Consider the following 12501-nt stretch of genomic DNA (forward strand, 5'->3'; position numbering starts at 1 on the left):
CCCCCCATGCCTAATCCGGATAGCGGGCCCTGACCTGTTCGTGCAGTGCTTTCGAGCGCATCCATAAAAACCCGCTGTCCGATTCAAGGTCATAGGAGAGCATTCGGTCGGTGCCCTCATCCATCCAATAGTATTTTTCAACATCGTCTTGGTTCTGTATGCCCGCCCCATAACGTCGGAAAGCCTCCGCCTTCAAATCTCTGAAATCCAGAAAATTGCTGGTCTGGGCGACAATGGTGTAGAGACGGTCCCGCCAGAAACCGTAAATGATGCCGTCCACACTGGCCCTGCCGAAGCGCTGATTGCGTTTCTTGCTGACATACTGCGCCACCCCGCCGTAGGCCGGGTCGGTCTCCACAGCTACCAAACCTTCAAATTGTGACAGGGCCAGTCCCCATTTCAGGCCAAGCCAACCGGTGTCATCATCGAACGGCAATGGCTGCAAGAGAACCTGTCCGGCCTTGGGAGCGTCAGGTGCCGACTGGGAATCGTCGGTTGACCGATGCGCGGGGAGCAGCTTGTCTTCAAGCGAGTCTGGTGCATCGATCAACCGTTCCACCTCGCTTGCATCGATGCGGACAACCCGGCCATCCTCCAGATAAAGTACCTCACCGTGTTCCCGCCAGGCTTTTTGGGATTGAAAGAGCTCTCCCGATTTGAGAATGACCATATCGGCGCCGGCCGCTCCGCTGCCCGTGACCAGAACGATTGCCAGCAAAATAGTCGCTAAGTGGTTATGCATTTTTAAGCATCGATGGGTGCTTGGTATGGGTGTGAGCACCGCTTCAACTTCAGCGGCCATGCCCCAATCTACCCGCCCTGACGCCCCATGTCAATTCTCAAGAAAAATGCTTTGAATTTCTCACAACCATGACATATTCTCTGAATTTGATGGATTGGAAAAAGGAGATGCCCATGACCGCGGAAGATGATACCGCCGGCTATCGGCCGGGCCCGCCAAACGTGTGGGGGTATACCCTGACCGGCGGCTACCGAGTAATGGCGGGAAAAACCGATGCGGACAATGACCGCCTCAGCCTGAAAATTGCCGGTGCCAACGACTGGTGGTTCCACGTTCGCGGCATGCCCGGCAGCCACGTGGTCTTGGTGGTTGCCGAAGGCCAGCAACCGGACCGAAGCACCCTGAACAGTGCGGCCGCCATTGCGGCCTATCACAGCAAAGCCCGGGGCGGCGGGGTCGTGGCGGTTTCCGGAACACTGGCCCGCCATGTCACCAAACCCCGCGGCGCCAAGCCAGGCACCGTTCAGATTCGCAGGGAACGGATTTTCAAAGTCCGACCGGCGCTGCCCGAGCCTGCATAAATCCAGACCCGTCTCTCACGCTGGTGCAGCCTTGACCATCCCTCCAAATATCCGACGGGGGCAGCACGTGCCGCAGCAATCAACCCATCCCGCCGCAAGCGGCCGGATGGGGGGCGCGGTTCAATGCAAAACAGCCCCAGGTAAAACCGCAAGGGCCGGCCGACGATTTAATTGATCGAGGGCCTGGATAGTTGCCGGCCGTGGTCGCCAATAAACACCAGACTGCCGTAACGGCCGTACACGTCGGACAGGTTGCGGTGAAGGACGATCTGACCAAAGGGGTGAATCGATTTCAGCCCATTGGTATTGATGAAGACCTGAACGACATCCGGCCCGCAAGATTTTAACGTGTTGATCAGTTCGTGGGCCGAGCTGCCGTCGAAATCTCCGTCGAGGGTCAGGTGCACGCTGTTTTTGTTTTTCAACTTGAAAATCTTGAAATTCATGGCCATCGGTGCCTTCCTTTCTGCGACCGGGCAGGGGGTTTCATCCGTTTGCCGGTTCAGAACACCAACCGTTGACGACAGATAGGTCACAACGCGAAGTAATGGAGCGGCGGAAGGTCAAAGCTGGCAACCGCATCTCGGATCCGCAGCCATCGGCAGCACAATATTTACAGACACACCATCCATATTCAGGTGCCGCTCCACACCCGATTCAAAAGCAATGATGATGCCAGATTCAAACCATGGTGTCCGAAATTAAAGATTACATTTTATAATGAGCAGTTAGCAAAGCCATTCATCAATCATGGCTGGCCAGTCTGCAATTGTTTTATAGAATTAATTACCCACTATCCATGAAATAGAGGTGACACCCAGGGCTTTGTGCAACCACTGCCGGGAGCCGGATGACACAATCGGCTAAAGTTTCCCGTGAAAAATCCGATGACAGTCTCAGTTGAAGTCTGGCGGCACAAGGCCGATGGCGTTTCAAAATGATCCCATGGGAGAGCATCCGCAGCAATGGAAATGGCTTTCATGGCTGGTGAAAATGTCAAAAACAGCAAGTTTGGCACCATTGCGGTAGAGATGCATTTCGTCGACCAGGGTAAAGTGGACAAAGCCCTGGTGGTTCAAACCCGCATCTTCAATAAGACGCGGGTGACCATGCCCATCGGTGAAATCCTGGTTGAAATGGGCGCCATTACCCCTGCTGAGCGTGACCAGATTCTTCAGGTGCAGCAAGAATTAGACAGCCGAACCCATTCAACCGAAGCATCGGCGAAACCCGAAAAACAATCCAAATCCCTGCGGTCCGTCAAAAAAGAGGACACCGCCTTCGACATCACTGTATCCAAAGACAAACTAACGGCGTCGATCTATATCGATGGAACGGTCCCGACCACAGCGTTGGACGTCAACGACGTCAAAACCAGACTGCATTCCCAGGGCATCCTTCACGGCATCGTCGAAGATGTGCATATCCAGGAATTTTTAAACGCTGAGTTCAGTGTCGGAGAGCAGTGGGCCATTGCTGCCGGAACCGATCCAATTCCGGATGCACCGCCCCAAATCAGATACCTTTTTGATACCGACCCCTTGAAAATCGGCACACTGACCGAAGACGGACTGATGGACTGGAAAGAACGCGGCGATTTGCCTCAGGTGAAAGCGGGGGACCTGCTGGCGGAAAAAATTCCGGGCCCCAAAGGCCGGGAGGGCATGGATGTGTTCGGCAGCATCATTCCCATTCCCAGGTTGCGTGAGCAGCGGTTTAAATGTGGAAAAGGCGCCCGGCGCTCAGAAGACGGCATGCAGGTGCACGCCACCTTGTCCGGCATTCCCAAACTTTCGGTTACCGGCGAAATTTCGGTGATGCCAACCCTTCATATTCAAGGCGACATCGCTTTGCAAACCGGTCATGTGGTATTTGATGGGCATATCGAAGTTGCCGGTGCCGTCGAAAAAGGCTATCGGGTCAAGGGCGGAAGCTTGAGAGCCAAGGAAATTCGCGATGCCCGGATCGATGTGGACGGAGACATCAGCGCAGCCAACGGTATTTTTGGTGCCACTATCCGATCCGGCGGCAATCTGAAAGCCGGACATATCCACAATTGCGACATCATCATCACCGGTGACATGGCAGTGGAAAAGGAGATCATCGAATCCAGGATTGAAGTCAATGGCCGCTGTCTGGTCAACGATGGAATCATCATCTCGTCGACCATCTCCGCCAAGATGGGGATCACCGCCATGGATGTCGGCACGCAGGCATCCAAATCCAACGAAATGGTTGTCGGGATCGACCAGCACATGCAAAGGGAGGCAGAGGCCATCAAGGCAGAAATCAAGGCGATCAAGGCAGAGCGAGAAAACCTGCCGAAACTGCTTCAAAACCTAAAAAGCCGCTCAGATCAAGTCAATACCCGCCTGGGAGCAGTGGCCCAGGAACAGGACAAATGCATGGTTCAGCACCGGCGCCTTCAGGAAAAAGTAGAAGCCGGACTGTTGAAAAAAGATAATGCCGCGGCAGAAAAACTGCAAAAGACCATCGTGGAGTTGAAAGCCAAACAGGATGCCTATGATCAGGATGTTGCTCAGCTCATGGAGGCGGATGAATCCATCAGTCAGGAAATCGCCGCCACTGAAACGGCAATCGCTGAAACCGTTCAAACCATCAATGCGTTGGATGCACGTCTCAATGAAATCAACGAAGCACAAAAGACCAGCCACGGCGTGGCGGTTGTCAAAATCGGAGGCAACATCATTGCCGGAACCAAGGTAAGCGGCCCACACTGTGCCCTGGTCCTTCAGGAGGATCTTAAGCGGTTGTCGCTTATGGAAACTGACAAACCGGACCACGAAGGCTTAAAACGATGGCGTTTTGAGCTGAATCCGTTTCGATAAGTGCGCCATTTAACGGATCAACCCACCCCGTCCCACACCCGCGACAGCCTGGAAAAAGGCCGCCACACGGGGTTCATAGGCCGACCGGTAATTTCCGGGCGTATGCCCGGAAACGTTTAATGACTTGACGCAAATGGCAATAGCGGGTATAGGTGGCCACCTTGACGGTCCTTATGTTTACACTTTTATATGGAGGAGAATGAAAGATGAATAAAGGCGATTTAATCAACGAAGTGGCCCAGATTGTCTCTACCAAAAAACAGGCTCAGGAAGTTGTGGACAGCGTTTTTTCAGCTATCACCAGTTCCCTGAAAAAAAATGAGCCCGTTCAAATTGCCGGTTTTGGCAGCTTCAAGACCACCAAGCGCGAAGCCCGCACCGGCCGCAATCCCCAGACCGGTGCCGAAATCAAGATCGAAGCCAGAATGGTCCCCAAGTTCGTACCGGGGAAAGCGCTGAAGGATATCGTCAAATAGCAACGCCCTTCGATCCGCCATTTCAAAAAGGCAGGGCCGATGGCCCTGCCTTTTTTTATGAAAGCAAGCGCTACGCTTCCCGGTTGGGCAGCCGATTGACGATCGCCGCAGCGTCTCAACGCATTGACTTTCAACGGGGGGGTTGCTAAAACAAACAGCCATGGAATCAGGTGATATTGTAGAATATATTGACGATCAAAAAACCATCTGTGCGGTGGTGCTGGAAGGCGGCAACCAGAGACTGAGGCTGTTGACCGAACACAACCGGGAGGTGAAAATGGCCGCCCAACGCCTTTCTCATCGAGGGAGCGCACGGTTGAATCTGGCCTTGGGCAGAAACCAGCTCGTACAATCCCTTCGCGAGCTGTCTCTCAAGCGAAGCGCCATCGCCGATGAAATTGAGACTGAATTGCTCTGGGAAATCCTCAACCAGGAACAGACATGGATCGATCTGAAAACCATGACCGGCCTGTGCTTCCCGACGGATGCAGACGATGATCACCAAGCGGGAGTGATCCGCGCCCTGTTTAAAAGCAGGCGCTATTTTAAATTCAGGCCTGACCGATTCCTGCCGCATACAGAAGAACAGGTGGCGGCCCTCATCGCGTCAGAAGAAAAGACCGCCCGTCAGGATAACCTGATTGACGCCGCTGCAACATGGATCCAGTCTGTCCGGTCGGGTTCCACGGTAGAAGCACCGGCCCGCCATCAGGAAATAACGGAAATCATCAAATCCTTTTATCTGTTCGACAAAGAAAGCCCCCACTGCGATACAGCCCGTGCAATCATGAAAAAGGCCGATCTCACATCGACCGAGGCTCTTTTCAACCATCTGGTGGCCGTGGGGGAATGGACACCGGATGAAAATGTGGATCTGCTGCGGTTTAAAATTCCCACTGATTTTTCGCAGCCGGTTATCGAATCGGCCCAATCCATACCGGCGGAAACAGCGGGCCTGTTTGAAGGCACCAGTCGTGTGGATCTTACCCACCTTAACACGATCACTATCGACGGGCAGGCCACATTGGATTTTGATGATGCCTTGAGCATCGAAACCAGGGACGATCACTTCCTGGTAGGGATTCACATCTCCGATGTCGCCGAACACATAAAAAAAGGAGACCTGCTGGACCGGGAGGCGCGATCGCGCGGGAGTTCAATCTACCTGCCGGACAACCGAATCTCCATGACACCCCCGCTGCTCGCAGAGAACCGGCTGAGCCTGAAAAGGGATCTCATCCGACCGGCCATCAGCACCATGGTCAAAATCAGTCTGTCCGGTGAGATCATCAGCTACGACATCTTCGCCTCGATCATCCGCGTCGACCACCAGCTCAGCTACTATGAAGCCAACATCAGTGCAGAAGAGAGTACGGCCATCGCCACGCTCTTCGATATCGCCAGCCGGTTCCGCGAAAAACGGTTAAGCCAGGGAGCCATCCAAATCACCATTCCAGAAATTAACGTCTGGCTGGATGAATCCGGTATTCCGGTTGTCAATCGAGTCAACCGTGAAAGTCCGGGTCGAATCCTGATCGCTGAAATGATGATCCTCTCCAACTGGTTGTCGGCCCGGTTTCTGGTTGAAAACAATACCCCGACCATTTTCAGATCGCAGCCAAAGCCCAAAGATCGCATTCTTAAAAACGGCACGGGAACCTTGTTTCAGAACTGGATGCAGCGTAAACTGCTCAATCGATTTGTCCTGCTGCCCGGACCGGAGCATCACTGCGGGCTTGGACTGGATGCTTATGTAACTGCCACGTCACCCATCAGAAAATATTTTGATTTGGTCACCCAGCGCCAGCTTCGGGCGGTGCTGGGTCTTGAAAAGCCTTACAGCGAAATGGAGATCAAGGAAATTATCGGACAACTGGCCCAGCCCATGGCCGATGTGGGACGCGTTCAGTTTCGCAGAAACCGCTACTGGCTGCTCAAGCACCTGGAACGTCGAATCGGAGAGAAGGAGGAGGCCATTGTTCTGCAGCGGCGCCGCAATATGTACACCATCCTGCTCAAGGCCTACATGATCGAATGCCCCCTGCCCCAGTCCAGCGGGATAAACCTGAAGCCCGAAGATCTGGTTCAGGTAACCATCCAGCATGTCAACGCCCGCAACAACATCCTCTCCGTATTCATGGGCTAGCGCCGCAGCGGCTGCCCTGGCCCATGGGGCGATTTCCCTTGACCCCCAAAGGATTATTCACTATACAGACGTTTCCAAAATAAATCACATTCAGGAAGCATCGGCACCATGGGTATTCAGGAACGTAAAGAAAGAGAAAAAGAAAGGCGGCGGCAGCAGATTATCGTTGCGGCAAAACGGGTTTTTTCGGAAAAGGGCTTCAACAAGGCAACCATGGAGGATATTGCCAAAGAGGCGGAACTGAGCCCAGGCACCCTCTATCTCTACTTTAAAAACAAAGAAGAGCTTTACGCCTCGCTTTCACTGCGTATTCTCCAATACCTGCAGATTCGGGTCGCCCATGTCAACAAGGAAACCGGACTGCATCCGGATCAGAAGTTGCGCGCACTCATGGAGGCCATGTATGATGTTTATGATTTCGATCCGCTGATCATCATCAATATGTTTCACCTTCAATCCAGCGAAACGCTAAAGAACCTTTCCGAATCGCTGCTGGAGGAGATCAAGGAACTGTCCAAGAAATCCATCGGAGCCATCGCCAAAATATTTGAAGAAGGCATGGATAAAGGTATTTTTATCGATCGCCACCCCGTTGCCCTGGCCGACATCTTCTGGTCCATGTTTTCCGGTGTGGTGCTTTGGGAGGCCAGCAAAAAAATCATCACTGCCGATAAGGACTATCTGAAATCCACCCTGGCAACGGCTTTTGAACTGTTTGAGCGGGGTATCCGCAAAATGGATTGATAGATCGCGGCCGTCCGTCTTACACCCCTTGGCTTAAGCAATTTTTCGAACGCAGGCAAGCCGGCACCTGTTGCCGGCTTGCCTGCGTTCGGACCCACGATGTTCTCAACTCAGAAAAACAAGCGAGCACCCCATGATCGGCACACTGGTAAATTCAGCGGCAATTATTGCAGGTGGCGTGGCTGGCCAACTCCTGAAGAAAGGTATCAAGGACCGCTATAAAACGACCGTCATGCAGGCCATCAGTCTGTCTGTTATTCTCATCGGCACCCATTCCGCACTCAGGGCAGAAAATCTTCTCGGTGTCATCGTCTGCATGGCCATCGGGAGCCTGCTGGGGGAAGCCATGAAAATCGAAGACCGCATCGAAGCGTTGGGCGCCTTTGTCGAAAAGCGTTTCAGCCGCTCAACCAATGGCGGCTTTTCCAAAGGCTTCGTTACCGCCAGCCTGGTTTTTTGCGTGGGTTCCATGGCGATCGTCGGGTCTCTGGAGAGCGGATTGACAGGCAACCATGATACGTTGTTTGCCAAGTCCTTGCTGGACGGTATCACATCGGTGGTCTTCGCCTCAACCTTCGGCGGCGGGGTAGTCTTTTCCGCCATTCCGGTACTGATCTATCAGGGGGCGATCACTTTGGGTGCATCACTGCTCAAGCCGTTTCTCACCACGGGTGTAATTTCCCAGATGTCAGGGGTGGGGGGGCTGCTGATTGCCGCCATCGGCATCAACATGCTTCAGTTGGCGCGTATAAAGGTCGGCAACATGCTTCCGGCCATCTTCCTGCCGCTGATCTATTTCATAGGGGTCCATTTTTTGTAAAATGGCAGCTGCTCCTTTCGGGGCAGTGGGTTAACACACGCTTTAAGATCGATGCACTGGCATGAACCACCAGGGCAGCCGGTTGGGCGTTCGACAAAAAAAACCCCGTCGCCGGACGGGGCTTTTTGGTTCTCCATCAAACGGGTCGGGCCATGCCCGCCGCCCTATTCCTTCGGATGGCACCCGATGCAACCCGTAGGACCGGTGGTGGGTAGTTTGCCATCCATCCCGGTAAGGGTGCTGGCCATCTTCTGAATCTCTTCCTTCATGCTCTTGTGGCAGCCGATGCACTGGCCGTGGTAGGCGTTTTTGTAGTATCGGAAGGCCTGTTCCTTGTCGATGGCCTTGGCGTCTTCTTTTCTGGGCAGGGTATCGAGGTCGTGACAACCAGCGGTCATGCATCCGGTGATCGGCTCCGCCCCTTCCCATGTGTGGTGACAGGTATTGCAGGCGAGGATAAAATGGCGGCCATGCTGAAATTCCACGGCGGCGCGCTTGGCTTCCACCGAATCAGGCGGCTCCAGGGTAATAATCCCCATGGGAACACACATCTCTTCATCATCTCCGGCAACGGCGGTCCCCAACGCGGCACAGGCGACTATACCGATGAGCAACACAACCTCCACAATCGATAGGCTACGCATACGCTTACCCCTCCTCAATAATTATCTGGGCTCTGGTCGTTGAAAAATCGAAGCAGGTATAAACCCAAATAGAAAATTTTTCAATGAATAATTGCCGTGCGCCCCCATCGGGCAGCCCCTGCTTCCCGGCCGAATCGGTTGCAGCCACCTGGCGACATCCGACGAAGAACACTGTTTATCAGCGCACGGCACGAACGGCGCCGCAACTGGCCTCGGGTTTGGCGGTCCTCGTGAACACGGTCTCCGGCACCGTGGTCACCACATCCACCACCCGGTGAAATCCCCTGGCAAAAGATTCCGATGTCCAGTACCACTCGGCACCGGTGCCGGGGAAAAAGGGACTGTTTTTATATAGTGCGGCCAGTTCACCGGCGGTGGGAAGGCGCCAGTCAGAATGGCCGCCCACATTCAGCGCCCGAACGTAGGCTTTGGCGGCTTCGTAGGAAATGCACCTCTCGAGATCCAGGTGTGAATCCAGCAGGCACCAGGTGAGACCCGTGAGCCGGTCGGTGACCGTACCGTCTTTGTGATCGACAAAGCGGTGCGCCACGGGAACAAGCTGTCCGGCTACCTGATTCCGAAGCATTTGGATGCGCTGGACCGCCTGGGTCCGGCGGACCTGTTCAGCCTGCTGCATGGCCAGCAGCTTACGCCGTTCCGCATCCGCCCGCTGGGCGCGAATGGCTTGTTGAAGCTCCGGTTCGAGCTGGGTTTTCAATTTTTGGGCGTAGGCGATGTACGGCCCCACCGCAGAACTCTGCATATATTCATCCAACCTTTTGATGCGGCTGTTGATATCGTTTGCCGGATTGGAAGCATAGGCCGCCGTTTCTTTCCATGCAGCTTGCCTGTCCAGATCACCGGTCAGGATTTCAATACGCTGGCGGATTGCCTCTTTCTGGGTGGTATCCGGCTGTGCTTTCAGGTAGTCGGCATACACCTGCCTGGCTTTGACAGGGTCATCGGCCAGGAGCGCCGCTTTGGCTGTCAGCGCCGCAACATCCTGTTTGTCTTGAAGCAGGGATCGCAGCCGGTTGACCTTCTCTGACGCATCCTGGTGGGTGAAGGTTAACAAAAAGCGGTCACACTGAGCGATGCAGGCGGTCCAATCTGCCTGGGCATCGCATGCGGCGGTCTGTTTTTCAATGGCGGATAAATATTCTTGTGCCAGGTCGGAAATCATCCGCGCCACAGCATCTCGCTCGGCACCCTGCGGGAACCGTTCCAGGTGCTCCCGATAGGCGGCGTGGCGTTCCAGATAATCGGCCCCGGAAACCTTTTTTAAATCTTCAAAATGCGCCCTTGCCAGCAACTGGCGGATGCCGCCAATGGCTGCATGAACCGGTTTGGCATAGATGCTTTGAGGGTATCGGGTTAAGAATGCGGTATACAGAGAGAGTGCTTTTTTTTCATAATTTTCATCAATCGGCAGACCATTGACGTCCTGGATGGTCTTTTCGTAGTCTTGTTTTTCGATTTCGACATTGGTTTCGTTCAACCGGGTTTCCAATTCAGACCGGTGGGCATCATTGGGATTTGCTTGCAGGTATTGCATCATCAGCACAATCTGGGCGTCAAGTTCGTTGGTGACCGCCAGGTCTGCAATCAACTGGTCGTACCGTCGATCGGCCTGCCGCTCCTTGAGCAGATTTCCGCCACCGGCAACGGCGATGGCAAAAACAATCACCACCCCTAAAACGATGAGCAGCTTGGTTGTCCTTCCCATCTGATTCTGCTTGCCCACCGAACGATCATTTGCTTTTTGAAAAGGCACACTATCGAGGGGTTCGGGCTGGAGCGGCTGGGCAAACACTTTTGCAAGGGGCTTCTTTGGGGCCGGCGTCGACGTTTTCCGGGCGGGTATCCCGTCCGGCTGGGCTGATTTTTCCGTTGCCGGCCGATCCACCGCCGGCATTGGCATGTTGGCTTTGGCGGGTGGCGGGGGAACGGGCGCCGGGCTTGCCGGTTCTGCGCCCGCCTCATCCTTGATCTTCAAACTCTCCATCATCACGTGCATGAGGGGATCGTTGATTTCCCTGACCTGGTCGGGGTCGGCTGCCTCAATCTGAATGGCGGCGCTGTCCCAGCTGATGATCCGGTATGCCGCCGCGTTGCCCGTCTGGTCAGCATACCGCGCCGCAATTAAGCTGCCGCCATCGAGGTAAAGATGACCGGTACGATCGCCGCTGGTCACTCTCAACGTGTAGGTGGCGCCCTCCATTTCAGACATCTGCAGAAACGAAGGCAGGCTGATGCCATGGATCTGTCCGCCCACCTCGGAGATGCTTGCGATCTTTTTTTTGCTCAGAAATTTTTGAATCAGGGCTCCTAGGCAGCGGTAATCTTCGGGGCTGATACCGGTGGAAAAAAAACCCAACAGGACTTCGATCTTGGTCGGGTCCTGCTGCCAGGGCCACAGTGCACCGTAGAACACCCCGGTTTTAATTTTTTTCAGAAAAAGGGCCTGGTCTTTGCGGATTCCCCCCAAATGTTTCACGACGGGGTCGAAGCGCAGGGTAACGGGAAGGTTTTTACCGGGTGCCTTGGCCGGTTTACCGAAAAAATCCGACAGGATTGCCGCCAGCTTGCTGATAGAATGCCCCGATGAGGTGACCTGGTAAAGGCTTCGCGACTCCTCATAGAAACGGGTATTTATGTCCTCCAGGTCATCGATTCCCTTTGCCAGGGTCAGGAACCCGACCAGCAAGGCCTCATTGCTGGCAAGATCCCGAATTTCCTTGCTGTCGCCGGTCAGAAATTCTTCGATCAGCCTTACGCTCATGGATGGTCGCGTCCTCTTTCAAAAGCCGCCGGATCCGTTGGCGGATATCAAAATGGCCCGGTTACCGGTCCGCTTTCTGTCGAAACGATTCAAGTCCACTCGCTAACCTCGCCGCAAGCGACGGGGAGTGCACAGGCTGCCGCGGTTCATCCGGATGATAGGGTATCAGCATCCGTAGGCCATCGTAAGCCCCCGGCAAAGTTTAGATTGTCACCAAATCTATAACAGACGGGGATGAAAGTTGTCAAAGGCAAGGTTGGCGTCCATTGCCGGTTTGCATCCACGAATTACAGAAATAACTAAAGAATCTTGTAAACAGCAGGCTTGACATGCCCATGGGCTTCTGATAGCTTTTTGCTATTGTTTTCAGTTGCGCTATCGCCTTCTTCTATATCAGCATCACACCGCAATCATCAGTCTTTTATTTTCACGCCCCGGGTTAGATGGAAAAAAACCGTTTACCGTGCAGGAGGCAACCATGGATGTAGACGAACTGAAAAAGATCCTGGCCGGTTTCTGTATCGCCGGTTTGATTGCAGGATCCACGTTCACTTTGAGCGGCTGCGCATCCGGCAAAAGCGCCTGAAGTGGCGATAAGGCCGGAACCGGTGGTTCCGCAAGCGGTTGAAGTGGCAGCACTTCCGGTGCCGGTGGCACCGACGATGAAAAAAAGGCGCCAGCCAAAAGTGGCTGAAGCTGACGCCCCGCCACGCAGGC

11 protein-coding genes are annotated in these 12501 nt (G+C 54.2%); 7 read left to right on the forward strand and 4 right to left on the reverse strand.

Annotated features, from left to right (window positions below; all coding sequences use genetic code 11):
- Positions 1–10: 10 nt before the first annotated feature.
- Positions 11–742 (reverse strand): hypothetical protein, encoded by a 732-nt coding sequence (locus R6V78_RS02430; RefSeq protein ID WP_410287732.1) that lies wholly within the window; start codon positions 740–742, stop codon positions 11–13.
- Between the two features lie 173 nt (positions 743–915).
- Here R6V78_RS02430 and R6V78_RS02435 point away from each other — a divergent pair, with 173 nt between their 5' ends.
- Positions 916–1323: an NFACT RNA binding domain-containing protein gene (locus tag R6V78_RS02435; RefSeq protein WP_410287733.1), complete on the forward strand. Its 408-nt coding sequence runs from the start codon at positions 916–918 to the stop codon at positions 1321–1323.
- A gap of 167 nt (positions 1324–1490) precedes the next feature.
- Here R6V78_RS02435 and R6V78_RS02440 read toward each other — a convergent pair whose 3' ends face one another.
- Entirely contained in the window at positions 1491–1769 is a 279-nt protein-coding gene (locus R6V78_RS02440; protein ID WP_410287734.1) for a hypothetical protein, read from the reverse strand.
- A 534-nt stretch (positions 1770–2303) separates the two neighbouring features.
- On the opposite strand from R6V78_RS02440, the gene R6V78_RS02445 reads away from it, so the two are divergent.
- The 5 genes from R6V78_RS02445 (at position 2304) to R6V78_RS02465 (ending at position 8358) form a co-directional block, all read left to right on the forward strand.
- Complete coding sequence (locus R6V78_RS02445; RefSeq protein WP_410287735.1) at positions 2304–4172, forward strand: flagellar assembly protein A; 1869 nt, start codon at positions 2304–2306, stop codon at positions 4170–4172.
- Positions 4173–4378: 206 nt separating this feature from the next.
- On the forward strand, positions 4379–4648 hold the full coding sequence (locus tag R6V78_RS02450; RefSeq protein ID WP_410287736.1) for an HU family DNA-binding protein: 270 nt from the start codon (positions 4379–4381) through the stop codon (positions 4646–4648).
- 160 nt (positions 4649–4808) lie between these two features.
- Positions 4809–6794, forward strand: coding sequence for a ribonuclease catalytic domain-containing protein (locus R6V78_RS02455; protein WP_410287737.1), 1986 nt, complete (start codon positions 4809–4811; stop codon positions 6792–6794).
- Positions 6795–6902: 108 nt separating this feature from the next.
- On the forward strand, positions 6903–7538 hold the full coding sequence (locus tag R6V78_RS02460; protein WP_410287738.1) for a TetR/AcrR family transcriptional regulator: 636 nt from the start codon (positions 6903–6905) through the stop codon (positions 7536–7538).
- A gap of 133 nt (positions 7539–7671) precedes the next feature.
- Positions 7672–8358 carry a DUF554 domain-containing protein gene (locus R6V78_RS02465; protein ID WP_410287739.1) on the forward strand — a complete coding sequence of 229 codons (687 nt, stop codon included), beginning with the start codon at positions 7672–7674 and terminating at the stop codon, positions 8356–8358.
- Between the two features lie 164 nt (positions 8359–8522).
- On the opposite strand, the gene R6V78_RS02470 is transcribed toward R6V78_RS02465, so the two are convergent.
- Both R6V78_RS02470 and R6V78_RS02475 read right to left on the reverse strand, forming a co-directional pair.
- The gene (locus R6V78_RS02470; protein WP_410287740.1) at positions 8523–9002 is read right to left on the reverse strand and encodes a cytochrome c3 family protein; all 480 of its coding nucleotides are present in this window, start codon (positions 9000–9002) and stop codon (positions 8523–8525) included.
- A gap of 178 nt (positions 9003–9180) precedes the next feature.
- On the reverse strand, positions 9181–11784 hold the full coding sequence (locus R6V78_RS02475; protein WP_410287741.1) for a DUF1566 domain-containing protein: 2604 nt from the start codon (positions 11782–11784) through the stop codon (positions 9181–9183).
- Positions 11785–12262: 478 nt separating this feature from the next.
- Here R6V78_RS02475 and sbtA point away from each other — a divergent pair, with 478 nt between their 5' ends.
- Entirely contained in the window at positions 12263–12478 is a 216-nt protein-coding gene (gene sbtA, locus R6V78_RS02480) for an SbtA family thio(seleno)oxazole RiPP natural product precursor (RefSeq protein WP_410287742.1), read from the forward strand.
- Positions 12479–12501 lie beyond the last annotated feature (23 nt).

Source organism: Desulfosarcina sp., from assembly GCF_046496365.1.
Taxonomy (GTDB): Bacteria; Desulfobacterota; Desulfobacteria; order Desulfobacterales; family Desulfosarcinaceae; genus Desulfosarcina.

Excerpts from the sequence above, each read along its gene's own strand:
- R6V78_RS02440 (WP_410287734.1), bottom strand. The coding sequence starts at position 1,769 with ATGAATTTCAAGATTTTCAAGTTGAAAAACAAAAACAGCGTGCACCTG.
- R6V78_RS02430 (WP_410287732.1), bottom strand. The coding sequence starts at position 742 with ATGCATAACCACTTAGCGACTATTTTGCTGGCAATCGTTCTGGTCACG.
- R6V78_RS02460 (WP_410287738.1), top strand. The coding sequence starts at position 6,903 with ATGGGTATTCAGGAACGTAAAGAAAGAGAAAAAGAAAGGCGGCGGCAG.
- R6V78_RS02445 (WP_410287735.1), top strand. The coding sequence starts at position 2,304 with ATGGCTGGTGAAAATGTCAAAAACAGCAAGTTTGGCACCATTGCGGTA.
- R6V78_RS02435 (WP_410287733.1), top strand. The coding sequence starts at position 916 with ATGACCGCGGAAGATGATACCGCCGGCTATCGGCCGGGCCCGCCAAAC.
- R6V78_RS02450 (WP_410287736.1), top strand. The coding sequence starts at position 4,379 with ATGAATAAAGGCGATTTAATCAACGAAGTGGCCCAGATTGTCTCTACC.
- R6V78_RS02475 (WP_410287741.1), bottom strand. The coding sequence starts at position 11,784 with ATGAGCGTAAGGCTGATCGAAGAATTTCTGACCGGCGACAGCAAGGAA.
- R6V78_RS02470 (WP_410287740.1), bottom strand. The coding sequence starts at position 9,002 with ATGCGTAGCCTATCGATTGTGGAGGTTGTGTTGCTCATCGGTATAGTC.
- R6V78_RS02465 (WP_410287739.1), top strand. The coding sequence starts at position 7,672 with ATGATCGGCACACTGGTAAATTCAGCGGCAATTATTGCAGGTGGCGTG.
- R6V78_RS02455 (WP_410287737.1), top strand. The coding sequence starts at position 4,809 with ATGGAATCAGGTGATATTGTAGAATATATTGACGATCAAAAAACCATC.